The organism is Streptomyces sp. NPDC057654 (genome assembly GCF_042800135.1).
In the GTDB taxonomy this organism is placed as follows: Bacteria; Actinomycetota; Actinomycetes; order Streptomycetales; family Streptomycetaceae; genus Streptomyces.
In genome coordinates this window covers 1-22,271 of the sequence record NZ_JBHVHQ010000040.1, presented here as the reverse complement: position 1 = coordinate 22,271, position 22,271 = coordinate 1, and the positions used below count along the sequence as shown (strand labels likewise).

Annotated in this window: 21 protein-coding genes; 12 read left to right on the top strand and 9 right to left on the bottom strand. The window is 71.3% G+C overall.

Going from position 1 to position 22,271, the window contains the following annotated elements; genetic code table 11:
* Positions 1-269 precede the first annotated feature (269 nt).
* From ACFU99_RS06035 to ACFU99_RS06015, 5 genes are all read right to left on the bottom strand, one after another.
* The gene (locus ACFU99_RS06035) at positions 270-1,250 is read right to left on the bottom strand and encodes an adenosine deaminase (protein ID WP_384386433.1); all 981 of its coding nucleotides are present in this window, start codon (positions 1,248-1,250) and stop codon (positions 270-272) included.
* A 111-nt stretch (positions 1,251-1,361) separates the two neighbouring features.
* Positions 1,362-1,676 carry a divalent-cation tolerance protein CutA gene (gene cutA, locus ACFU99_RS06030; protein ID WP_030876624.1) on the bottom strand — a complete coding sequence of 105 codons (315 nt, stop codon included), beginning with the start codon at positions 1,674-1,676 and terminating at the stop codon, positions 1,362-1,364.
* Positions 1,677-1,756: 80 nt separating this feature from the next.
* On the bottom strand, positions 1,757-2,704 hold the full coding sequence (locus ACFU99_RS06025; protein ID WP_384386430.1) for a trypsin-like serine peptidase: 948 nt from the start codon (positions 2,702-2,704) through the stop codon (positions 1,757-1,759).
* A 312-nt stretch (positions 2,705-3,016) separates the two neighbouring features.
* Entirely contained in the window at positions 3,017-3,799 is a 783-nt protein-coding gene (locus ACFU99_RS06020) for a sulfite exporter TauE/SafE family protein (RefSeq protein ID WP_384386427.1), read from the bottom strand.
* A gap of 35 nt (positions 3,800-3,834) precedes the next feature.
* A complete protein-coding gene (locus tag ACFU99_RS06015) occupies positions 3,835-4,113 on the bottom strand; it encodes a hypothetical protein (RefSeq protein ID WP_384386424.1) in 279 nt (92 codons plus the stop codon).
* Between ACFU99_RS06015 and ACFU99_RS06010 the strand changes: the two genes are divergently transcribed.
* From ACFU99_RS06010 to ACFU99_RS05980, 7 genes are all read left to right on the top strand, one after another.
* Positions 4,112-5,548, top strand: a complete 1,437-nt coding sequence (locus tag ACFU99_RS06010) for an ATP-binding protein (RefSeq protein ID WP_384386422.1) — start codon at positions 4,112-4,114, stop codon at positions 5,546-5,548. The genes ACFU99_RS06015 and ACFU99_RS06010 overlap by 2 nt on opposite strands.
* The gene (locus ACFU99_RS06005) at positions 5,548-5,994 is read left to right on the top strand and encodes a roadblock/LC7 domain-containing protein (RefSeq protein WP_362163007.1); all 447 of its coding nucleotides are present in this window, start codon (positions 5,548-5,550) and stop codon (positions 5,992-5,994) included. Before ACFU99_RS06010 ends, ACFU99_RS06005 begins: the two co-directional genes overlap by 1 nt.
* Positions 5,991-6,350: a DUF742 domain-containing protein gene (locus ACFU99_RS06000; RefSeq protein ID WP_363229657.1), complete on the top strand. Its 360-nt coding sequence runs from the start codon at positions 5,991-5,993 to the stop codon at positions 6,348-6,350. Before ACFU99_RS06005 ends, ACFU99_RS06000 begins: the two co-directional genes overlap by 4 nt.
* A gap of 172 nt (positions 6,351-6,522) precedes the next feature.
* Positions 6,523-7,140, top strand: coding sequence for an ATP/GTP-binding protein (locus ACFU99_RS05995; protein WP_384386438.1), 618 nt, complete (start codon positions 6,523-6,525; stop codon positions 7,138-7,140).
* Complete coding sequence (locus ACFU99_RS05990) at positions 7,137-8,372, top strand: cytochrome P450 (RefSeq protein ID WP_384386417.1); 1,236 nt, start codon at positions 7,137-7,139, stop codon at positions 8,370-8,372. The genes ACFU99_RS05995 and ACFU99_RS05990 overlap by 4 nt, the downstream gene beginning before the upstream one ends.
* Positions 8,369-9,616, top strand: a complete 1,248-nt coding sequence (locus tag ACFU99_RS05985) for a cytochrome P450 (RefSeq protein WP_384386415.1) — start codon at positions 8,369-8,371, stop codon at positions 9,614-9,616. Before ACFU99_RS05990 ends, ACFU99_RS05985 begins: the two co-directional genes overlap by 4 nt.
* Before the next feature lie 73 nt (positions 9,617-9,689).
* The gene (locus tag ACFU99_RS05980; RefSeq protein WP_384386412.1) at positions 9,690-10,631 is read left to right on the top strand and encodes an oxidoreductase; all 942 of its coding nucleotides are present in this window, start codon (positions 9,690-9,692) and stop codon (positions 10,629-10,631) included.
* A gap of 69 nt (positions 10,632-10,700) precedes the next feature.
* On the opposite strand, the gene ACFU99_RS05975 is transcribed toward ACFU99_RS05980, so the two are convergent.
* Positions 10,701-11,291 (bottom strand): hypothetical protein, encoded by a 591-nt coding sequence (locus tag ACFU99_RS05975; protein WP_384386409.1) that lies wholly within the window; start codon positions 11,289-11,291, stop codon positions 10,701-10,703.
* Positions 11,292-11,533: 242 nt separating this feature from the next.
* Here ACFU99_RS05975 and ACFU99_RS05970 point away from each other — a divergent pair, with 242 nt between their 5' ends.
* Positions 11,534-13,390, top strand: coding sequence for an APC family permease (locus ACFU99_RS05970; protein ID WP_384386406.1), 1,857 nt, complete (start codon positions 11,534-11,536; stop codon positions 13,388-13,390).
* Between the two features lie 728 nt (positions 13,391-14,118).
* Here the strand turns inward: ACFU99_RS05970 and ACFU99_RS05965 are convergent.
* The gene (locus ACFU99_RS05965) at positions 14,119-14,406 is read right to left on the bottom strand and encodes a hypothetical protein (protein WP_384386404.1); all 288 of its coding nucleotides are present in this window, start codon (positions 14,404-14,406) and stop codon (positions 14,119-14,121) included.
* Between the two features lie 372 nt (positions 14,407-14,778).
* Between ACFU99_RS05965 and ACFU99_RS05960 the strand changes: the two genes are divergently transcribed.
* Entirely contained in the window at positions 14,779-15,969 is a 1,191-nt protein-coding gene (locus ACFU99_RS05960) for a multiprotein-bridging factor 1 family protein (RefSeq protein ID WP_384386402.1), read from the top strand.
* 155 nt (positions 15,970-16,124) lie between these two features.
* Here ACFU99_RS05960 and ACFU99_RS05955 read toward each other — a convergent pair whose 3' ends face one another.
* A complete protein-coding gene (locus tag ACFU99_RS05955; RefSeq protein ID WP_384386400.1) occupies positions 16,125-17,345 on the bottom strand; it encodes a helix-turn-helix domain-containing protein in 1,221 nt (406 codons plus the stop codon).
* 530 nt (positions 17,346-17,875) lie between these two features.
* Between ACFU99_RS05955 and ACFU99_RS05950 the strand changes: the two genes are divergently transcribed.
* Genes ACFU99_RS05950 through ACFU99_RS05940 form a run of 3 tightly spaced genes read left to right on the top strand, consistent with a single transcriptional unit; the run spans position 17,876 to position 20,950 of the window.
* Positions 17,876-19,156, top strand: coding sequence for an ABC transporter substrate-binding protein (locus ACFU99_RS05950; protein WP_384386397.1), 1,281 nt, complete (start codon positions 17,876-17,878; stop codon positions 19,154-19,156).
* Entirely contained in the window at positions 19,157-20,083 is a 927-nt protein-coding gene (locus ACFU99_RS05945) for a carbohydrate ABC transporter permease (RefSeq protein WP_384386395.1), read from the top strand. It begins immediately after the preceding gene.
* A 3-nt stretch (positions 20,084-20,086) separates the two neighbouring features.
* Positions 20,087-20,950 carry a carbohydrate ABC transporter permease gene (locus tag ACFU99_RS05940; RefSeq protein ID WP_384386392.1) on the top strand — a complete coding sequence of 288 codons (864 nt, stop codon included), beginning with the start codon at positions 20,087-20,089 and terminating at the stop codon, positions 20,948-20,950.
* Here ACFU99_RS05940 and ACFU99_RS05935 read toward each other — a convergent pair.
* Positions 20,908-22,023 (bottom strand): ArsR/SmtB family transcription factor, encoded by a 1,116-nt coding sequence (locus ACFU99_RS05935; RefSeq protein WP_384386436.1) that lies wholly within the window; start codon positions 22,021-22,023, stop codon positions 20,908-20,910. The genes ACFU99_RS05940 and ACFU99_RS05935 overlap by 43 nt on opposite strands.
* Positions 22,024-22,271: the final 248 nt, after the last annotated feature.

Below are 22,271 nucleotides of genomic sequence, written 5' to 3'. Positions count from 1 at the left end.
GCCGATGGACGCCGGTGGCCGCGGACGGCGGACGACCGTCGCCGCCTGGTCGCGGACAGGCGGCCCGGCCGGCGCCGGCGCCCGAGCCGCCGGTCGCCGCGCCGCGGCCCCGGGCCCGTACGCCCGTAAGCCCGTACGTCCGTGGCGCCCGTACCGCCGAACGCCCGCACCGCCCCGCACCGCCCCACACCACCGCCCCTCAACGAGCGTCAGTGCGCGTCAGCGGGCGTCAGTGCGCGTCAGCGGGCGTCAGTGCGCGTCAGTGCGCGTCAGTGCGCGTCGACCTCCGCCAGGTACTTCGCGCGGGTTTCCTCGTCCAGGAACGACGCGCGGAAGGAGTTGCGCGCCAGGGTGCGCAGCGTCTCGCCGTCGAGGCCGAGCGCGTCCCGTACGCCGGTGAAGTTGTCGTCGGCGTAGCCCCCGAAATAGGCGGGGTCGTCGGAGTTGACGGTGACCAGCAGCCCGGCGTCGAGCATCGCGGGCAGCGGGTGGTCGGCGAGCGTGTCGATGACGCGCAGCCGTACGTTCGACAGCGGGCACAGCGTCAGCGGCGTCTGGTCGGCGGCGAGCCGGGCGACGAGCGCGTCGTCCTCCATGCAGCGCACCCCGTGGTCGACGCGGTCCACACCGAGGATGTCCAGGGCCTCCCATACGTACGCGGGCGGGCCTTCCTCCCCCGCGTGCGCGACGCACTTGAGACCGGCCTCGCGGGCGCGCGCGTAGACCTCGCGGAACTTGGAGGGCGGGTTGCCGACCTCGGCGGAGTCGAGGCCGACGGCGGCTATCCGGTGCAGATACGGGCGGGCGGCCTCGAACGTCGCCAGCGCCGACTCGGCGCTCTCGTCGCGCAGGAAGCACATGATCAGGCGGGTGGAGACGCCGTGCGTCGCCTCGGCGGCGTCGAGCGCGCGGGCCAGGCCCTCGATGACGGCGCCGATCTCCAGGCCGCGCGCGGTGTGCGCCTGCGGGTCGAAGAAGATCTCCGCGTGCCGGACGCCCTGGGCACTGGCGCGCGCCAGATAGGCGTTGGCGAGGTCCGCGAAGTCGTCCTCGGTGCGGAGCACGGCCATCAGCGCGTAGTAGAGGTCCAGGAAGGACTGGAGGTCGTCGAAGGAGTACGCGGCGCGCAGCTCGTCCTCGGAGAGGTACGGCAGCTCGACGCCGTTGCGCGCGGCCAGCGCGAAGGCCAGTTCCGGCTCCAGTGTGCCCTCGATGTGGAGGTGCAGCTCTGCTTTGGGTATCGGGGGCACGGGGGAATCACACCTGTTCTGCTGGTCTGCGCGGCAGCGGGACGACAGCTGCCGCGACTGAGGGGAATCCCCCAGGGTAACCAGCTCCCCGGCGCCGCCCGGCCGCCAGGGCTACGCCCCCGGCTCCACCTCGGCCGCCACCCACGCCAGATACTCCGCGCCGCCGTGCGTGATCGGCGTCGCGATGATCTCCGGGGTGTCGTAGCCGTGCGCGCCGCGGAGGTGGGCCGCGAGGGCCTCGTACCGCGCGGCCGTCGTCTTCAGCAGGACCTGCCACTCGCGGGCGGTCTCGACGCGGCCCTCCCACCGGTACACGGAGGCGATGGGCGAGCTGATCTGCGCGCAGGCCGCGAGCCTGGCCTCGACGGCGCCGCGGGCCAGGGACTGCGCCGCGGCCTCGCTGTCGGTGGTGGTCAGGACGGCCAGGAACCGGTCGCCGGGCGCAGGAGTGGAATCAGGGGCGGGGGCGGGGTCGGAATCGGGATCGGGATCGGGATCGGACACCGTCAGTCGTCGCTTCCTCGGTCGGGGTCGCGGTCGTGCACCGCGTCGTCGTAGAGCTTGAAGATCTCGTCGTCGTCGATCGGGCTGTACGAGACCTTGTCCGCGTCGTCGCCGTCCGGGCCGCCGCCATTGAGACCGCCGAGCACGCCGACGAGTTCGCCGGTCTTCGTCTTCTCGTTGAAGTGTGCCAGCCACGGGCTGCCCGAGGTCCCCGAATAGAAGCCGTCGCACTCCATGCGGAGCTGCCGGTAGTCCTTGAGGCGGCTGGTCATGGCGGTGCAGCGGATGGCGCGGTCGGCCGGGTCGTCGTCGGAGTCGGGGTAGCCGATGACGGTCACGCGATTGTCGTAGCCGGGCGTGCGGGAGAGGACGTTGGCGCCGGTGACGGACTCGATCTGCTTGCCGTCGGCGTTCTTCTTGACGGTGGCGAAGGCGAAGTCGAGGTCGGAGCCGTCGCCGTAGTCGTCCCGGCGCGGGTCGGTGAACGTGCGGTCCACGGCCCACACCCCGTACGGCTGGCGCTCCGCGCCCTTCTGGTAGTCGGGCGCGAACGCGGCCTGGTCGCCCAGCGAGCAGTGCCCGGCGGTGACCAGCAGATTGCCCTTGGGGCTGTGCACGACGCTGGCGGTGCAGTGGTGGTTCTTCATGTCGTCGCCGACGTAGAAGAGGACGCCGACCGTGGGGATGCCGTCGAAGTGCCGGGCGCTGCCCGTGATGCGCTGGGCCGGGTCGTCGGCCCCTTCGTCGTCGGCCTTCGCCGCTCTGTCGGCGCTCGCGCCGCTGTCGCTCTTGGCGTCGTCCGGCTCCTCCTGCGGCGGCGTGGCGGCCGACATCCGCGAGGGCCCCCAGAACCGCTGGGCCTTCGCGCTCGTCCAGTCGGCGTCCCGGCCGTCGCCGTCCGGTCTGGGCACGGCCGCGGCGAGAGTGACGACATAGAGTCCCGCGAGCACGGCCCGGCCCCACCGGGCCCGGCTCCATCGGGAAAGACGCACGTACACCCCCGCCGCTTCTGGAAGGTCACCGACAGGCTAGCCGTACGCACCTGGTTCACTCCCGTACCAAAACGATTTCCTCACCGTCTTTTCGTACATGCCCCGTCCGGCGGATTGCGTCCCAACAATCGGCGAACGGCTGCGGAACAGTCCTCGTGAGCGGGCACGTGGGCCTCGCCCCGAGCAGGCACGTGGGCCTCGTCCCGAGCACGCGCGTGCGCCTCGCCCCGAGCACGCGCGTGCGCCTCGCCCCGAGCACGCGCGTGCGCCTCACCCGCCCCACTGGTCGTAGCCGAGCTTGGCGACGAGCCCGACGACGACCACGACCAGCACCACCCGGACGAACCCGCTCCCCCGCTTCAGCGCCATCCGCGCGCCCGTCGCGCCGCCGATGAGGTTGAACAGGGCCATGGGCGCGGCGAGCTGCCAGAGCACCGTGCCCTGCACGGAGAAGGTGATGAGCGCGCCCACATTGGTGCAGACGTTGACGACCTTGGAGGTCGCGGAGGCCGTGACCAGGTCCATGTGCAGGATCGCGACGAGCGCCAGGACCAGGAAGGTGCCGGTGCCGGGTCCGATCAGCCCGTCGTAGAAGCCGATGCCCAGGCCCGCGACGAGGATGGCGGCCACCGTCCGGCGGCGGGTCACCGGCCCCGTCGGCGTCGCCGTGCCGAACGCCGGCCGCAGCAGGACGAACGCGAGGACGGCCAGCAGGATGACCATGATCAGCGGCCGCAGCACCGCGCTGTCGATGCCTGCCGCGAAGAAGGCCCCGGCCAGTGAGCCGCCCGCCGCGGCGAGCCCGATGCGCACCGCCGTCCGTACGTCCAGCGGGGCCTTGCGCGTATAGGTGATGGCGGCGGCTGAAGTGCCGACGATCGCCACGGCCTTGTTGGTGCCCAGCACGTACGCGGGCGGGACGTGCGGGAGGCCGACGAGCAGCGCCGGGAGTTGGAGGAGGCCCCCGCCGCCCACGACGGCGTCGATCCAGCCGGCCGCCGCGGCGGCCAGGCAGAGCAGGAGCAGCGTTGTCACGGATATGTCATGGATCACCGGCGTGATCGTACGGGCCGCGGCTGAATGCGACTTCAGGTCTGATCATTGGCGATATCGGTTGATCCCGCCCCGGCGCCGATCGGCCATGACACCGGCCTCAACTCGGGCTCCAGCACCGGCCCCGCTCCCCGCGCTGACGCCAAGTGGAAGATCTTTGGCTTGTTTTCTCCGCTGATTGTCCGACAGCCCCTCGATTTCGCCCACTTGATCAGTAGTATTTTGCCGGCCTTGATCCCTCTCATCCCCTGGTCCACGGTCGCGCCCCACGGGTTCCTGGCTGCCTCTGCCGTACACCGTTCGAGGAAACCCATGACCCAAGCGTTCTCGGTAACCGGTGCCGCCGCCGTGACCGTCGTCGCCGTCGCGGCCCTGCTGCTGATCTGCGCGGCGCTCCTGGCGTCCTGGGCGCTGCGGCTGCGCGGCGCGCTCCGGGCGGCCCGCGCCGACACCACGCGCCTGATATCCGACTCCACGCGCCTGGCTGCGGACTCCGCGCGCCTGACAGCGGACTCCGCGCGCCTGAACGCCGACGTCGAGCGCCTGACGGAGCTGGCGGACGGCAACGCCGCCGAGGCCGCCCGGCTCGCGGCCGTACGGGCCGACTTCGACGAGGCGGCCCGCAGGGAGCGTTCGCTGCGCGACTCGGTCCAGGCGTCGTTCGAGTCGGTGGCCAGGAACGTGCACGCGATGGCGACCGTGCAGCAGCAGGTCCTGGACGGGCTCGGCCGCGAGGTCTCCGAGGCCCCGCTGATGGCCCAGGTCATGGCGGCCGACCACGCCGCCGCCCAGATGACCCGCAAGGCCCAGACGCTCCTCGTGATGTGCGGGATCTGGCCCGCCCGGCGCGAGACCCGGCCCGTGACGCTCTTCGACTGCGTGCGCGGAGCGCAGTCGCGGATCGTGGAGTTCGGGCGGGTGGACGTGCACGGCGGGCAGTCGCTGTACGCGATGGCGCCCGCCGTCGAGGGCCTGATGCACGCCGTGGCCGAACTCCTGGAGAACGCCACGGTCTTCTCCCCCTCCCGCACCCAGGTCGCCGTCTCCGTGCGGGAGGTCGCCGCCGGGGCCGTCATCGAGATCGACGACGCGGGGCTCGGCATGCCCCCGGACGTACTGCGTCAGGCCACCGCCCAGCTCCGCGACGAACTGGACCTCGCGCAGCTCGGCGCGGTGCCCCGGCTGGGGCTCGCGTGCGTGGGCCGCTGGTCGCGGGAGCTGGGGTTCGGCGTGGAACTGTCGACGGCCTCCGCGTACGGCGGGACGCGCGTCGTCGTGTTCATACCGCACCGGCTGCTGACCGAGCCCACGCTGGAGGAGCCGATTCCGGTCGTCGCCCCGCCGCGCCCGGCGGTGATTCCGGCGCAGCCGTCGGCTCCCGCGCCGGTACGCCCCGCACGCCCTGCACGCCCTGTACGTGAGGAGGCCGTACGGAACGAGGAGGCCGTACGAGACGGGGCCGAGGCGCCGTCCGGCGACGCCGCCCCCCAGCCCGCCCCCAACGCCCTGCCGCAGCGCCGCAGCCGCCGCCGGCCCCCCGGCACGGCGCAGAACGCCCAGGCCCCGGCCGCCGCGCCGGCACCCCCCGTACCGTCGGCCGACGAACGGCCGTGGACCCCCGAGGCGGCCGGCGCGTCCGTGGCCAGCGTGGTCCAGGGCACCCGGCTCGGCCGCGCACAGCTCGGCGAGGCCGACGCCGCTCCCCCCGGCGCCGGCTCCCCCACCGACGAGGAAGAAGGAGGCCGCTGATGGCCGGCACGATTTCCAAACTCCCCGATGTGGGCTGGATGCTCCGCCCGTTGACGCGGATACCGGGCGTGCGGCACGCCGTCGTCGTCTCCGAGGACGGCCTGCGGATGGGCCACGAGTCGGCCGAGGGGCTCTCCGGCGATGTGCCGCGGCTGGGGCTGGACGAGGCCGAGTCGCTGGCCGCGGCCTGTGCGGCGATGACGGTGACCAGCCGGAGCGCGGCGGCCCTGCTGTTCGGGGAGAGCGCGGGCGTACGGCAGTTGATGGTCGAGTCGGAGAGCGGATTCATCCTCTTCACCTCGGCCGGGGTGAGCGCGTCCCTCGGGGTGGCCACCGAGGCGGACGCCGACGTCGGCCTGGTCGCCCAGCAGATGCAGCTGCTGGTGGCCAGAATCGGGGCGCACCTGAGCAGCCAGCCACGGGAACCGGTGAACCCCGAGTCATGACCGGGCCCGGGGAGGAGCGGACCACCGACGCGGTGCGGCCCTATGTGATCACGGGCGGACGGGTGGGTTCCTCGCGGGAGGAGCTGGCGCTGGAGACGCTCGTACGGGCCTCGGGCAGCGCCCCCGATCCGTCGCTCCAACCCGAGTACCGGCGGATCGTGGAACGCTGCCAGGGCCTGCTGTCGGTGGCGGAGGTCGCCGCCCATCTGGGCCAGTCCCCGGCCGTGGTGCGGGTGTTGCTCGCGGATCTCATCGACTGGGGCCATATCAGGGCGAGGCCGCCCGTACCGGTCGCCGAGCGCGCCGATATGGACCTGCTGAGAAAGGTGCTTGATGGGCTCGAAGCGAAACTCTGACGTGGTGGGCGTGGCAGGTGGGACGAGAGTGAGCAGCGACGCGGCGGCCGCCGACACCGCGGACGGGACCAGCGGGTACGTGGCCGACTCCGGCGTGACCGACCCGGACGCAACCGACTCCGATGCGGCCGACTCGGACGTGACCGGCTCAGACGCAGTTGACGGCTCCCACATGGCCGACGACTCCGACGTCTACGTGAGCCCCAGCGTCTCCGGCGCCGCCAAGATCCTCGTCGTCGGCCCGATGGGCGTCGGCAAGACCACCCTCATCAACACCGTCTCGGAGATCAAACCGCTCTCCACCGAGGCGACCATGACCCAGGCGGGCGCCCGCGTGGACACCGCGCCGCCCTCCGCCAAGACCACCACCACCGTCGCCCTCGACTTCGGCCGCATCACCCTCGGCGGCGAGCTGGTGCTCTACCTCTTCGGCACCCCCGGACAGCACCGCTTCCTGCCCGCCTGGAAAGACCTGGCGCGCGGCGCGCTCGGCGCGCTCGCCCTCGTCGACACCCGCGACCTGTCGGCCTCCTTCGACGCCATCGGTCATCTGGAGGACCTCGACGTGCCGTTCACGGTCGCGGTCAACGCCTTCCCGGACAGCGCCCTGCACGACGAGGGCGAGCTGCGCACCGCCCTCGACCTGCTCCCCCGCACCCCCCTGGTGATCTGCGATGCCCGCGAGCACCGGTCCTCGCTCAAGGCCCTGATCTCGCTGGTCACGCACCTCATCGCACTCAACACCGCCCCCGCCGCGACCGCGGCGCCGCTCGCCCCGGAGCCGTCATGACCAGCACCGCCCGCATACCGCTGTACGGGCCGACGATGGACGGCGACGCGGCGGCCCTGTACGAGCGGATGCGCGCGGAGCACGGCCCGGTCGTGCCCGTATCGCTCGCCCCCGGACTCGACGCCTGGCTGGTCCTCGGCCACCGGGAGCTGCTCCATCTCACCCGCGACGAGCAGTACTTCTCGCACGACCCGCGCCGCTGGACCCCGCTGCGCGAGGGCCGGGTGCCGCGCGACTCGCCCGTCCTGCCCATGGTCGGCTGGCGGCCCGCCCTGCTGTACGCGGACGGGCAGCAGCACCGGCGGATGCGCGGGGCCGTCGCCGACGCGCTGGCCCGCGTCAACGGGCACGAGCTGATCCGCTCCGTACGGGCCACCGCCGAGCGGCTCATCGGGGAGTTCGCCGCGCACGGGACGGAAGCCGAGCTGGTCGGCCAGTACGCCCGCGCGCTGCCGCTGCACGTGGTCACCGGGCTGCTGGGCATCGGCGCGGAGGCCGGGCCGCCGCTGGTCGAGGCGATCACCACCACCGTCGCCGCCACCGCCGAGTCCCCCGCGGCCAGCGTCCGGATGTCCGCCATGCTGAGCGACCTGATCGAGGAGAAGCGCCGCGCGCCCGGCGACGACCTGGTCTCCTGGCTGCTCGGGCACGACGCCGGGCTCGGCGACGAGGAGTTGCTCCACAACATCGTGGTGACCATCGTCGCGGGCAACCGGACCACCGGGAACTGGATCGCCACCACGCTGCTGATCCTGCTCACCGACCCGGCCTTCCGCTCCTCCCTCTCGCGCGGCCACCTCACCGTCGACGACGCGCTCGACCTGGTGCTGTGGCGGTTCCCGCCGACCCAGAACTTCCCCGCCCGCTACGCCACCCGCGACCTGTCCTTCGGCGGCCAGGACGTGCGCGCCGGCGACATGCTGGTCCTCGGGCTCGCGGGCGCCAACGCCGACCCCGAGGTGCTGCCCGCCGACGGCCGGCCCGTCGTCGGCAACCGCTCGCACCTCGCCTTCGGCGCGGGCCCGCACACCTGCCCGGCCCAGGACCCGGCCCGGCTGATCGCCCGTACCGCCGTGGACACCCTGCGGCACCGGCTGCCCGACCTCGAACTCGCCGTCGAGGAGTCCGCGTTGACGTGGGCCGCGTCACCATGGACGAAGGAACTGGCGGCCCTGCCCGTACGGTTCAGCCGGCCCGCCCTCGCCGCCACGGCCCTTGGAGACCCGAGATGACCGTTCCCCCCGCCGCACCCGCCTCCGCGTCCGCTCCGCACCTCCTCGACCCCACCGGGGCGGGCCAGCACGCCGTCAACGAGCAGCTGCGCGCCCGCGGCGCGGCGGCGCCCGTGACGCTCCCCGGCGACGTCGCCGCGTTCGCCGTCACCGGCCACGAGGAGCTGAAGGAGTTCCTCGGCCACCCCGACGTCGCCAAGAACGCCTGCCACTTCGCGGTGCTGCGGGCGGGCGGGATTCCGCCGGGCTGGCCGCTCAAGACCTTCGCCACCGTCGAGGGGATGACCACGGCCGACGGGGCCGACCACCGGCGGCTGCGTTCCCTGGTCACCAAGGCGTTCACGGCGCGCCGCGTCGACGCGCTGCGCCCCCGGATCGAGAAGCTGACCGAGGACCTCCTCGACCGGCTGCCCGGCGCGGCGGACGCGGACGGCGTGGTGGACCTGCGGCAGCACTTCGCGTACCCGCTGCCGATGAGCGTCATCTGCGAACTCCTCGGCGTGGACGCCGAGCTGCACGACCGGCTGCACGAGCTGTCCAATGTCGTAGTCAGCACCGTCGTCGAACCCGCCCAGGTGCTGTCCGCCAACCGCGAGATCGTCGCGATCCTCACCCATGTGGCCGAGGTCCGCCGGGCCGCGCCGGGCGACGACCTGACCAGCGCGCTCATCGCCGCCCGCGAGGAGGACGGCGACCGGCTCAGCGAGCGGGAGCTGGTCGGCACTCTGCTGCTGATGATCATCGCGGGCCATGAGACGACCCTGAACCTGATCAACAACGCGGTACGGGCGCTGTGCGCGCACCCCGACCAGCTGGAGCTCGTACGGACCGGGACGGTGTCGTGGTCCGCCGTCGTCGAGGAGACCCTCCGCTACGACAGCCCTGTCAGCCACTTCCCGTTCCGCTACCCCACGACCGATCTGGAGGTCGGCGGCGCGGTCATCCCCGAGGGCACGCCCGTACTCGCCTCGTACTCCGCCGCCGGGCGCGACCCGCGGACGTACGGGCCGGACGCGAACCGCTTCGACGTGACCCGCCTCGGGGCCCGCCACCTCTCCTTCGGCCACGGCCCGCACTTCTGCCTCGGCGCGCCGCTGGCCCGGCTGGAGGCGACCATCGCCCTCGACCGGCTCTTCGCCCGCTATCCCGAGCTGGCGCAGGCCGTCCCGGACGCGGAGCTGGCGCCGCTGCCGAGCTTCGTCGGGAACAGCACGCAGAGCCTGCCGGTACGGCTCACTCCTTAGGCCCTGCCTGTCCCACGGGTGCGGTGCGTTCCGGCTGGTTAGCCTGACCGGAACAGCGAGGTGAGGAGAGCACGTGACGGGTTGGACCGCGCACGACATCCCCGACCAGAGCGGCCGCACGGCGGTGGTGACCGGCGCCAACAGCGGCCTCGGCGAGGTGACCGCCCGCGAACTCGCCCGGCGCGGCGCGAAGGTGGTGATGGCCTGCCGCAACGAGGCGCGCGGCCGGGCCGCCGAGCGGCGCGTACGGGAGAGCGTGCCGGGCGCGGACGTTCGGTTCGCGCCGCTGGACCTCGCGAATCTCGCGTCCGTACGGGACTTCGCGGCGTCCTTCCCGGACCACGCGGGCGGCGCCGACCGGCTGGACCTGCTGATCAACAACGCGGGCGTGATGGCGCTGCCGGCGCGCAGGACGGTCGACGGCTTCGAGATGCAGTTCGGCACCAACCACCTGGGGCACTTCGCGCTGACGGGTCTGCTGCTGCCGAATCTGCTCGCCACGCGCGCGGGCGCACGCGTGGTCACCCTCTCCAGCGGCTTCCACTTCCTGGGCTGCGTGGACCCGCGCGACCTCAACATGGAGCACCGCTACCGGCGCTGGATCGCCTACGGCCGCTCCAAGAGCGCCAATCTGCTCTTCACCCATGAACTGGCCCGGCGGCTCACGGCGGCCGGTACGGACATGCTGTCGGTCGCCGCGCACCCCGGCTACGCGGCGACGAACCTCCAGACGGCGGGCATCCGGATGGAGGGCCGCGCGACGGCCGAGCGGATGGTCGAGGCCGTCAACGGCATCGTGGCCCAGAGCCCCGAGGGCGGCGCGCTCCCCACCCTGTACGCGGCCACGGCTCCCGGCGTCGTCCAGGACGGCTTCTACGGGCCCCGCAACCAGCTGCGCGGCGCTCCGGGCCGGTCGCTGCGGGCGCGGTGGACGCTGAACGACACGACGAGTGCGGGGCTGTGGGCGGTGTCGGAGCGGCTGACGGGGGTTTCGTACGGGTTGGGGACGGGGTGAGGGAGATCCGAGATCCGTAGCGCGTGACGGCATTAAGGCGCCGGATCATTCCCAGGGTCATTCCCAGGATCATTCGAAACCCGCGGCCTTCAGCAGCCGCTCGGCCCCCTCGCCGTCGATGCGGTCGGCGAGGGCGCGCAGTTCCGCCGCGCCGTCGCGGAGGAAGCCGTGCGCCGCGGACCGGCGGGCGCCGGTGTCCAGGAGGTGCCACAGGAGGGGGTTGGCGGCGAGGACCTTGGGGTCCAGTTCGACGCGCCGGCCGCCCGCGTCGCGCAGGATCAGCCGGGGCGCCATGCCGTCGGCGGACCGTACGAGGGTGAGCACGTCGGTCCGTACGAGCCGCTCGCGCAGCAGGCCGCGTACGGCCAGCCAGCCGTCGCCCGCGCGCACGCGCGGCGGGAAGAGCACGACGAAGAGCAGCAGCGCGATGCCCGTCCAGCAGCCCGCGCGGGCGGCGTCGAGGCCGCCCCGGCCGAGGTCGATGAGGATCAGCAGCGCGCCGAGCGCGCCGGAGCAGTACAGGGCGGCGCGCAGGTCGGCCGCCCAGCGCCGGTCGGTGACGAGGGCGTGTTCGGACGAGTACGGGCGTGTGGCGCGCTGTGCGCGGCCCCCGCTCCGCTGCCGCTGCCGTGTCGAACCGAACTCTCGTCGCCGTCCCATGCCGGGACGGTAAGTCCGCGCGCTGCCCCGTACGGCGGCGTTGACACGTCGCTGACGTGTGCGGCGCAGAGCTTGACGGCGTTCTGACACAGGTGCGGCGCGCCGGCGTCCGACCACGCCCGGCCGCGTCAAGGACGCGTGAAGATCCCGGCGCGGAGCGCCAAGACGCCGCCAAGGCGCTGCGCCCGGCCGTCTGATCGCGCTCACGCTGGTCCTCCCACTTCACGGAGGTATGCGAAGAGATGTCCACGCTGGCCAAGAAGCAGCAACGGGCCGCCGGGACCGCCGAGGAACCCCCGGGCGGTGGGCCCGCGGCGGAGGACCGACATCGGCTGACGGCCACTCAGGGCCTGGCGGCCCTGTCCCTGGACGCGATGGCGTCGGTGGCGTACGGACCGGAGTCCATCGTCCTCGTCCTGGCGGCGGCGGGGGCGCACGGCCTCGGCTTCACGCTGCCGGTGACGCTGGCGATAGCCACCCTGCTCGCGGTGCTGGTCGCCTCGTACCGGCAGGTCATCGCGGCGTTCCCGGACGGCGGCGGCTCGTACGCGGTCGCCAAGCGGCATCTGGGCCGCCGTATGAGCCTGGTGACGGCGGCGTCCCTCGTCCTGGACTACGTACTGAACGTGGCCGTGTCCACGACGGCCGGCGTCGCCGCCCTCACCTCCGCCTTCCCCGCGCTGTACGGGGACCGGGTGTGGCTCTGCCTGGGCGTGCTCGCCCTGGTCACGGGCATCAATCTGCGCGGGATCGTCGACTCGGCGAAGGCGTTCATCGTGCCGACCGCCGTCTTCGTCGGCTCGATCCTGACGATCGTCGTGGTGGGCCTGTTCCGTTCCGCCCCCGTGAGTACGGCCGCGTCCGCGGGTCACGCGTCGGCGCTGGGCGACAGCGCGACCGGCGTCGGCGCACTGCTATTGCTGAAAGCTTTCGCCTCGGGCTGTTCGGCACTGACGGGCGTCGAGGCGGTCGCCAACGCGGTCCCCAGCTTCCGCGCCCCGGCGGCCAGGCGCGCCCAACGCACGGAGATCGCCCTGGGCGCGCTGCTGGGCATTATGCTCATCGGCCTCTCCGTCCTCATCGGCCGCTTCCACCTCCAGCCGACGGAGGGCGTGACGGTCCTGGCGCAGCTGGCGGACGCCTCGCTCGGCCACAACTGGGCTTTCTACGTCGTCCAGTTCGCGACCATGATCCTGCTGGCCCTCGCGGCGAACACCTCCTTCGGCGGCCTCCCGGTCCTGATGGCCCTGCTGGCCCGCGACAACTTCCTCCCCCACGTCTTCGGCCTCAAGGCCGACCGCCAGGTGCACCGGCACGGGGTCCTCGCCCTGGCCGCCGTCTCCGCCGCCCTGCTCGTCATCTCCGCCGGCGACACCAATACGCTGGTGCCGCTCTTCGCGATCGGCGTGTTCGTAGGCTTCACCATCTGCCAGGTGGGCATGGTCCGCCACTGGCGGCAGGAACGCTCCGCCGGTTGGCGCGCCAAGGCCCTGCTCAACGGCTTCGGCGCCCTCCTCACCGGCGTCTCGGCGATCGTGGTCACCGCCACCAAGTTCACCGACGGCGCCTGGCTGATCGTCCTGATGCTCCCGGTACTGGTCCTGGCCTTCGAAACCGTCCACCGCGCCTACGGCCGCATCGGCACCCGCCTCGGCCTGGGCCGCGTCCCTGAGCCCCCGCACCGCTGCCACTCGGTCGTGATCGTGCCCGTCTCCCACCTGTCCCGCCTCACCAGCGAGGCCCTGACGGCCGCCGTGTCGCTGGGCGACGAGGTGCGGGCGGTAACGGTCACCCAGCCGGACGCGGAGGGCCGCCGCGCGGCCGAATCCCTGCGCCGCGACTGGGAACTATGGCAACCGGGCGTCGACCTGGTCGAACTCCCCGCCCCTACGCGGGCGCTGGGCCGCCCCATCGTCGACTACGTGCAGACCATGACCGATCGCCACCCGTCGAACCGGGTCACGGTGCTTATACCGGAGGTCGAGCCCGCGCATGTGTGGCAGCGGCTGCTTCAGAACCAGCGGGGGGCGGTGATGGCGCATGCGGTGCGGAGGGATACGGATGCGGTGATTTGCCGGTTGAGGTTTCGGTTGGGGTGAGGGGTGGGGACTTGGTGGGGGCCCTGCGTGCGCGGGGAACACAGGCCGTGACCTGCTGCTTTAGGTCGGCAGACGCAGGTTTTTACTCACTTCCGCAGACTCCGACCTACGACACAAACGCCCACCCCTAACTCAAGGACCCGTCACCGGAACAACGCAAGAAGCCCCACCGAAGTGCCCGCCGCAACCACGGACCTCAGTCGACGTGACCGTTCACCACGTCCGACGCCACCGAAGCACCCTTCATGGTCGGTGGCACGGCGGCCGGGGCCGGGGCCGTGTGCTGTCGCTCAAGCAGCAGCACACACGTCCCGATACAGGCACACGTCGCCCCCACAGACTGCGCCGAGGCCACCCACGAAGCCGACGCGTCGAGCGCGCACCACAACGCCTCGTACGTCAGCGCCCGTTCGGTGCCACACGCCGAGCAGCGGCGCGTTCCGGTGTCGCTGAGGAGCCACGGCCCCTCATGCTCACACCGCAGGGCCATGTGGCCAACAACTCTGTAGGCACGGCCGGTCCGGGGCACTACCAGCGGTGGAAGCCGGGGCTTGAACGACGTCGGGAGCACCGGCCCGTCGCCGCAGGCGTGACGCTCGCCCTCCCCACCAAGACGATGTGGCCGGAGAGGCCTCATCAGCTTCTTCAGGGGCGAATACCGACGGTCAGCACCAGTGCCGGCACGCCGACGAACGACGCCGCCGTCACGGCGAACGCGCACACCCGACTCACCCTTCATCCCGCCCCAGTAGCCCGGACGGCAGCGCCGGACGAAGGCCACGGAGCTCATCCGGCGGTTCGAGGAGTGCGTAGTCGGTGACCGTACGGCGGTAGTCCCTGTGCCCGGTGGCCTGCGTATGGCGGCGCATCCACTCCTCGATCCAGTCAGGGCTTCCGGCACGGATCATCTCGCCGCAGTCCTCGTCCTCGCCGGTGACGCAGTCGGCGCGGTATTCGGGGTACGTCGCCGGGTCCTGCACGATCGTCCACGGTACGTACCGGTAGATACAGCTCAACGCTGTCGTCTCCTCGTGATCGGTTCGCCCCAAGGGGCAAGGGAATTCGCGTGACCCGGCTTCCGGGGTCAGCGTCTTGGGTATGACGAGCACCCCGTCGACGCCCCGCTCGGCCATGAGCCGGGAAAGCTCCGCCCGTCCCGCGCTCCTCATGAGTGCAGCCACCCCAGCTCCGTTCACACCTGGCTCTCGCGCTCCCGAACCGGCTGCGGCTCAGGCCCGACCGCCACGGCGTCCCCTAGCCTCATCAACCAGTACATGCACCAGTCAACGCGCTACGACCAAGATCAGTTAACACAAAAGTGACACAGTCCCCTTACCGACCAAGGCAGTTGGGATGACTGCCCTTACGACCGTGGAAAAGTGGCCCGCATGAGCGACTCGACACCCACCGCAGGTCAGAACATCGCGGTCCTGCGAAAGGCCCTGGGGTGGGGCCAAGGGCAGCTGGCCCGTCGGATGGGCGTCTCGGCGTCGCTGCTCCGCAAAGTGGAGGACGGTACGCGCACCGCCACGCCTCCCACGGTCGCCGCGGCGGCCAAGGCCATGCGGATCACGACGGATCGCATCTACGGAACGCCGTTCAGCGACCCGAGCGAACAGCGCGTCCTGCTGGACGAGTTGCGGGCGGCCGTGCGTCGGCACACGCTCCCCAGGGAAGACGTCCCACCCCTACCTGAGCTGGCCACCGGCCTGCGCGAAGCCACCCAGCTCCGCGCCGACACCCGCTATCTGGAACTCCTCCGCAAACTGCCGAAGCTCCTCGGTCAGGCAACGGCCGTCGCCCTCACAGCGGGCGGCGACGCGCAGGCGTGGGGGCAGCTCGCCGACCTGTACGGATGTGCGTACGCCGTCGCTCACCGGCTCTCGCAGGCGGGCCTGGCCGACGTGATCGTGTCCCGCCAGCAATGGGCGGCCATGCAGACGTGGAACCCGGACGCCGTGGCCGGAGCGGCGTGGAACGAGGCCGGTACGTACCAGAGTGCGGGCGAGTACGGCGACGGGCTCGTCATCGTCGACCGGGCCATCGTCCGGTACGAGCAGACGCACCCGGCGGACACCCCCGAAGCGGCCATATCGCTCGGCTCGCTCCACCTCCGCGGCGTCGTGCTCGCCAGCAGGGCGAAGGACCGCAACGCATGGGAAGCCCACAACGACCACGCCAAGGCTCTTGCCGAGCGGTTCCCGCGTGACGTACTGCTGCACAACCTCACCTTCGGGCCGGGGAATCAGGCGCTGTACGAGCTGGCCGCGCACGTCGAACTGGCCCGTCCCGACCGGGCATCCGAAATGGCGCAGCCTCTCATGGACAGCCCGCCGCCGGGGCTCGGCGCGAACCGCATCGGGCGGCTCTGCATCGACACGGCTCGGGCCCGTCTCGACCTCAGCGACATCCGAGGCGCGGAAGAGGCGCTCAAGCGCGCCCACGAGATCGCACCGCAGATGGCGGAGATCCACCCCATGGCCCGCGAAGTCCTCCGCGTCCTCTTCACCCTCCACCAGCGGAGCCGCCCCGACCTGATGAACCTCGCGCGCCGGTCGGGGCTCACGCCGGAGTTGTAGAGCGCGCTTCCCCCGCCGCTCCCGTATGCGCGCTCCGGTGGTCTTGCCGACCTGTCGGGCGACCACGTGGCTCGGGCGGATCTCCGGCTTCATGCGGGCAGCATGCCGCCACGGTGAGCCGATCCCCAGGGGCACAACGCCCCAGTTTTTCAACGCTATTCGTCAACGCCCAGGAACGCCGCCAGCGCCCGCAGCCCCGGCGGGCGCGCAGCGCCGTCCCTCAGGTCCGAGACGATCGACACGGCGAGTGTGTGGTGCCGCATCCACGTCGGGGCCTGACGCTTGAGCGATTCCAGCGCCTTTACCGCGCCTTCGGCATCGCCGACATCCGTGTGCGCCCGCGCCACGTCCAGGAGCAACCACGTACGCCACGACGGAGGTACATCCTTCGACAGACGCATCCCCTTGGCCAAGGCCAACGCTTCCTCCGGGCGGCTGTGTTGCACCGCCAGCCGTACCCGTTCGACGCGGACCGACGACATGCTGAAGATGCTCAACAGCTTGCCATTCACGGGTTTCGGAAGCCGCGCCAGCCGCTTGGCGGCCTGCTCGGCGGTGCGCATCAGGTCGTCGGCGCGGTCGTAGTCACCGCCTCTGGCGTGGCTGGTCGCGGCGGACATCAGCAACCCGCCCCATACGCGCGTCCCGTCAGCTTCACCCGTACGACGACCGTGCTCGACGGCGTCGGCGGCGTGGACGGCGAGCGTTGTAGCGTCATCCAGCCGGTTCTGCCGCTGGTAGGCCCATGCCACGGAGTTGGCGATCATCGGGGCGAGGAGCGGGTCCGACGATGCGTCAGCAGCGGCCATGGCTCGCTCCAGCGAGGACAGCGCCAGGTCGGTCTTGCCCATGCGGATGGCCAGATGTCCGCCGAGTTGCAGGGCCTTGCCCAAGGCTGCCTGACCCGCGGCGCGCTCGTCGGAATTGCCGACGGAGGCCACGAAGCGCGCGTCCACGATGATGCCGGGCAGGAGCTCCATCAGCCGGCCGAACTGCGCGTCGTGGTAGAGCGTCCAGCCGTCGGTAATCTCGGCGCGTAGGTGCGATGGGGTCAGCTTCTCCGGGCCAGCGGGTTCAGCCGGAGCGGCGAACAGCGGAGGCATGATGGCGCGGCGCACCGCCACCAATTGCGGCGAGTCCGCCTCACCCGTGGACGGTGCTCCGGGTGGATCGCCGATGAGGCTGGTCAACTCCACTCCGAGGCCGTGCGCGAGCGCGTGCAGAGTTGGCAGAGCCACGGAGCCTCGACGCTGCTGTTCCAACTTGCGGATCACGTCGACTGATACGGCTGAGGCTTCCGCCAGCCCTTCTTGCGTGAGGTCGGCCAGCCGGCGCAAGCGCCGGACCTTGGTGCCCAAGTGCTGTTCGCTCGCCATGACGGGAACGCTACGCCGGTGCCTCCGGCGGAGGGGCTCCATCATCGGTGTCCTCCGCCGCTGTGCCGTCTCGGCGCAAGCGCCACCACACACCGGAACAGGCCGGGGCTGGGGTGGGTCAGGGCCACCCCGCACGCGCGGGGACCACCCCGCGAACGCTGCGGCGATCTTCGGGTTCGGGAGACCACCCCCGCATACGCGGGGACCACATGCCGTGACCTGCCACTTCCGATTGACATACCCCGGTTTTTACTCACTTCCGCAAAATCCGGCACAGGTGATAGAACCCACCGCGCCCTCACCCTAGCCAAAGGGACGCCCCCTCCCACTCGCCGAAATGGCCTGCCACCCTCAACCGACTCCACCTCGACGCCAAGGCCGCCAGCAGTCCAAGTCCCGCTCCGACACACGCCCGCAATCCCCCTACCACAAACCCCCTCCATCGTTGATCGTTGAGCCATACGATCGCAGGCGGCCAAAGAAACGTGCGGAAACGAGCGGAATCAAGCGGGAACGAGGGGATACGTGCCATGACGATCAGTCGCAGGCGACTCCTGACAAGCGGCGGAAGCATCGCCCTGGCCGGTGGGCTCGTCGCCGCTTGTGGTTCCAACACCGGGCGTGAGGGCGGGGGTTCCAGCGGGGCGCCCGCGCTGTCGCAGTGGTATCACCAGTACGGCGAAGCCGGTGCCGAGCAGGCCGTGAAGCGGTACGCGGCCGCGTACCGCAAGGCCAAGGTCACCGTGCAGTGGCGGCCGGGTAATTACGATCAGCAGACTGCCGCCGCCCTGCTCACCGACTCCGGGCCCGACGTCTTCGAGGTCAACGGGCCCTCCCTGGACCAGATCCGGGGCGGACAGGTCGTGGACCTCACCGATCTCGTCTCGGGTGACGTACGCGGCGACTTCAACAGCACCGTCCTGGCGCCCAAGATCTACGACGGCAAGGTCTGGGGCATTCCGCAGGTCGTGGACACCCAACTCCTCTACTACCGCAAGAGCCTCCTCTCCGCCGCCGGGGTCCAGCCGCCGGACACGCTCGACGCGCTCGTCGACGCCGCGAAGCAGTTGACCGAGAAGCTCAAGGGCAAGAAGACCAAAGGGCTCTTCCTCGGGAACGACGGCGGGGTGGGCGTGCTCGGCGGGACGCCGCTGTTCGCGGCGGGGCTGTCGCTCATCACCGAGGACGGGAAGACCGGGTTCGACGATCCGGCCGCCGCCCGCGTGCTCGGCAAGGTTCACCGGCTCTACGCGGAGAAGTCGCTGCTGCTCGGCGCGCCCGCCGACTGGTCCGACCCGTCGGCCTTCATCCAGGGGCTGACCGCGATGCAGTGGTCCGGGCTGTGGGCGCTGCCGCAGATCAAGAAGGCGCTCGGCGACGACTTCGGGGTGCTGCCGTTCCCGAAGGACGGGGCTGGCGGCAAGCCCGCCGTGCCCGTCGGCGCGTACGCCACGGCCGTCAGTGCCCGCAGCAAGGACAAAGCGGCGGCGAAGGCGTACGCCAAGTGGCTGTGGGTCGACCGGACGGACTACCAGGAGGACTTCGCGCTGTCGTACGGGTTCCACATCCCGGCCCGTACCTCCCTCGCCAAGAAGGCGGAGCGGCTCCGGGACGGCGCGGCGGCCGACGCGGTGCGGCTGGCGACCGAGTACGGCTACGCGGAGCCCCTGCTGTGGACGCCCGCGGCCAAGGTCGCCTACCAGGACGCGCTGAGCCGCGTCATCAAGGACGGCGCGAACCCGGAGAGCGAGCTGCGGGCGGTGGTCCGCAAGACCAACACCGAGCTGCGGCGCGTACGGAAGTCGGCCTGAATGAGGCATCCTTTGTCCGCGCGGCTGCTCGGGCCGCAGAACCGGAACCTCTGGTTCTGGGTCTTCGTCGGCCCATTCGCCATCGGCCTCGCCCTCTTCACGTACGTACCCCTCGCCTGGAGCGTCTACCTCAGCTTCTTCGACGCCCACAACACCGTCTCCCCCACCCACTTCACCGGCCTCGACAACTACCTCTCCATGCTGGGCGACTCCGCCTTCACCAGCAGCCTGTGGACCTTCGTCGTCTTCACCCTCTTCATCGTCCCCGCGACCTACGCCCTGGCCCTCGGACTCGCCCTCGCCGTCAACCGGCTCCGCTTCGCCCAGGCGTTCTTCCGCTCGGTCTTCTTCCTCCCGGCCGCCTGCTCGTACGTCGTGGCGGCCCTGGTCTGGAAGTTGTCGATCTTCAACGGGGTGCGGTTCGGCCTGGCCAACACCGTCCTCGGCTGGTTCGGCGGCGACCAGACGGCCTGGCTGTCGACCACCCACCCGCCCTGGTACTGGCTGGTCATCGTGACCGTACGGCTCTGGCTCCAGGCCGGCTTCTACATGATCCTCTTCCTCGCCGGGCTCCAGCGCATCCCCGCGCAGCTGTACGAGGCCGCCGCCGTCGACGGCGCCCGCCCCGGCTGGCAGACGTTCCGGCACATCACCTTCCCCGCCCTGCGCGCCACGTCCGTCGCCGTCGTCCTGCTGCTGGTCATCAACGCCTTCCAGGCGTTCGACGAGTTCTACAACCTGCTCTCGGACTCCCGCGGCTACCCCCCGTACGCCCGGCCGCCGCTCGTCTACCTCTACTACACGACCCTCGGCCAGGGGCAGAACCTCGGGCTCGGCAGCGCCGGCGCCGTCATCCTCGCGCTGATCGTCGCCGTGGTGACCGTCGTACAGGCCCGCTGGTTCAGGCTCGGCCGGAAGGAGGCATGACCGGTGACCACCGCCAACGGGCCCCGCGGCAACGAGGACGCTCTCACCCGCGCCGGGCACGCCCTGCGCCTCGTCCTCCTCATCGCCCTCGCCGTCCTCTTCCTGATCCCCTTCTACCTGCTCCTGCGCAACGGCCTCTCCAGCGAGCAGGACATCACCTCGGCCGACTGGACCTTCTTCCCCTCCGACCTGAAGTGGTCCAACCTGCGGGAATTGTTCAACGATCCGGCCGTGCCGATGGCCCACGCGCTGCTCAACTCGACGCTCATCGCCGTCGCCACGACGCTCGGCACCCTGCTGCTGGCCTCGCTCGCCGGATACGGTCTGGCCCGCATCCCGTACCGCTTCGCCAACGCCGTCTTCTACGCGATCCTGGGCACCCTGATGGTCCCGGCCGCCGTCACCTTCGTGCCGACGTTCGTGCTGGTCTCCTCGCTGGGCTGGGTCTCCTCGCTGCGCGGCCTGATCGTGCCGACGCTGTTCTCCGCCTTCGCGTGCTTCATCTTCCGCCAGTACTTCCTGGGCTTCCCCCAGGAGTTGGAGGACGCCGCCCATATCGACGGGCTCGGCCACTGGCGCACGTACTGGCGCGTCGTCGTCCCCAACTCGCTCCCGGTCTTCGCGGCCGTCGCCACGATCGTCTTCATCGGGGCGTGGAATTCCTTCCTGTGGCCGCTGGTCATCGGCCAGGACAAGAACGCGTGGACCGTGCAGGTCGCCCTCTCCACGTTCCTGACCTCGCAGACCGTCAACATCCACGAGCTGTTCGTCGCGGCCGCCGTCTCGATCGTCCCGCTGCTGCTCGTCTTCGTGCTGCTCCAGCGCTACATCGTCGCGGGCGTCGAGCGCTCCGGCATCGACGACTGAGACATCTGGGCCGCGCCGGCGGCCTGACCGGACGCCAGACCGGACATCTGACCGGACAACTGACCCGGCACCTGGGACTGGGACGAACGAGACGGCTGGATCGTCGGCTGATCGCCGCCCCGCAGCAGCGCCGCCCCCAGCGGCGTCAGCGTATGCATGACAGCGCTGCCGTGCCGCAGCGTGAGGACCAGCCCGGCCTCCCGCAGCACCCCCGCGTGCTGGCTGGCCGACGCCGTCGACACCCCTGCCCTGCGGGCGAGTTCGCTGGTGGTGCAGCCGCCGCCGATCGAGCCGAGCACGGCGGAGCGGGTCTGGCCGACGAGCTTGCCCAACGAGCGCGGCGCGGTGGCGACCGCGGGCGTGGCGCGCGTCGGATGCCGTACCGGGTAGACGAGTACGGGCGTGAGCTGCGGGTTCTGGAAGGTCACCGGGGTGCGGCGGCAGAAGAACGAGGGCAGGAGCAGCAACCCCCGCCCGTTCAGGTGGAGATCACGGTCCACCGGGTAGTCGGCCTCCAGGACGGGTGGCCGCCAGCGCAGCATCGGCGGCAGCGAGGTGAGCAGCGCGTCCGCGCCACCGGCCAGCAGCGCCCGCCCGCGCACGGCCCGGTCCGCCTCGATACGGGCCTGTACGTGCGTCCAGTACGGGGCGACGGCGGCCTGGTGGTACGCGTCGAGCGCGCCGATCAGCTTGTGGAACGCGCGCGCCTCGCCCTCGGCCATCGACCGTATCCAGCCAGGCAGGGTACGGGCGGTGGAGAGCCGGTTCAGTTCACTGTGCACCCGCTCGGGCGGGGTGGCGCGCACCGCGGCCATCCCGGATTCCAGCCCGAGAACGCCTTCGGGCGGTGTCAGAAAGTCCGGGAAATAGCCGCGCGACGGAACCAGCGGGCCGAGTAACCTCGTTTCACCATTCAACCGGGCACGGGTTTCCGAGCGCCAATCCCCGAAGATCGACTCGCCTTGTTTGTCCCGAAGTCTGTGCAGGCTCAAAACGGTTTCCCACAGCGCGTCCGGCCCGCCCGCCAGGCGTAACCGGGCCAGATCGAGTCCAGTGAAGTGGACACGTAACACCAAACCCCCACATGCGACATACAAACCACCCCCGGCTCCCTGAGTATGCACGCCGACACAGGCGGTCACCATGCCCTTTTAGCCACAGTTGAAAGGACTCGCGGCGAACATCGCAGAAGCGAAATTCTATTCCTGCGACCGGGGCCGCCCCTGCTCGTTCCCGTGGGGGGTGACGAGTAATACGCGGCCGACCGGTACGCGCGTCGCGGCCCGAGCCGATGCGGGCTGTGACAACTCCCGGTGGGGGG

Excerpts from the sequence above, each read along its gene's own strand:
- ACFU99_RS06000 (WP_363229657.1), top strand. The coding sequence starts at position 5,991 with ATGACCGGGCCCGGGGAGGAGCGGACCACCGACGCGGTGCGGCCCTAT.
- ACFU99_RS05955 (WP_384386400.1), bottom strand. The coding sequence starts at position 17,345 with ATGGCGAGCGAACAGCACTTGGGCACCAAGGTCCGGCGCTTGCGCCGG.
- ACFU99_RS06015 (WP_384386424.1), bottom strand. The coding sequence starts at position 4,113 with ATGGGTTTCCTCGAACGGTGTACGGCAGAGGCAGCCAGGAACCCGTGG.
- ACFU99_RS05950 (WP_384386397.1), top strand. The coding sequence starts at position 17,876 with ATGACGATCAGTCGCAGGCGACTCCTGACAAGCGGCGGAAGCATCGCC.
- ACFU99_RS05995 (WP_384386438.1), top strand. The coding sequence starts at position 6,523 with ATGGCCGACGACTCCGACGTCTACGTGAGCCCCAGCGTCTCCGGCGCC.
- ACFU99_RS05975 (WP_384386409.1), bottom strand. The coding sequence starts at position 11,291 with ATGGGACGGCGACGAGAGTTCGGTTCGACACGGCAGCGGCAGCGGAGC.
- ACFU99_RS05985 (WP_384386415.1), top strand. The coding sequence starts at position 8,369 with ATGACCGTTCCCCCCGCCGCACCCGCCTCCGCGTCCGCTCCGCACCTC.
- ACFU99_RS05990 (WP_384386417.1), top strand. The coding sequence starts at position 7,137 with ATGACCAGCACCGCCCGCATACCGCTGTACGGGCCGACGATGGACGGC.
- ACFU99_RS05945 (WP_384386395.1), top strand. The coding sequence starts at position 19,157 with ATGAGGCATCCTTTGTCCGCGCGGCTGCTCGGGCCGCAGAACCGGAAC.
- ACFU99_RS05970 (WP_384386406.1), top strand. The coding sequence starts at position 11,534 with ATGTCCACGCTGGCCAAGAAGCAGCAACGGGCCGCCGGGACCGCCGAG.
- ACFU99_RS06005 (WP_362163007.1), top strand. The coding sequence starts at position 5,548 with ATGGCCGGCACGATTTCCAAACTCCCCGATGTGGGCTGGATGCTCCGC.
- ACFU99_RS05960 (WP_384386402.1), top strand. The coding sequence starts at position 14,779 with ATGAGCGACTCGACACCCACCGCAGGTCAGAACATCGCGGTCCTGCGA.
- ACFU99_RS06010 (WP_384386422.1), top strand. The coding sequence starts at position 4,112 with ATGACCCAAGCGTTCTCGGTAACCGGTGCCGCCGCCGTGACCGTCGTC.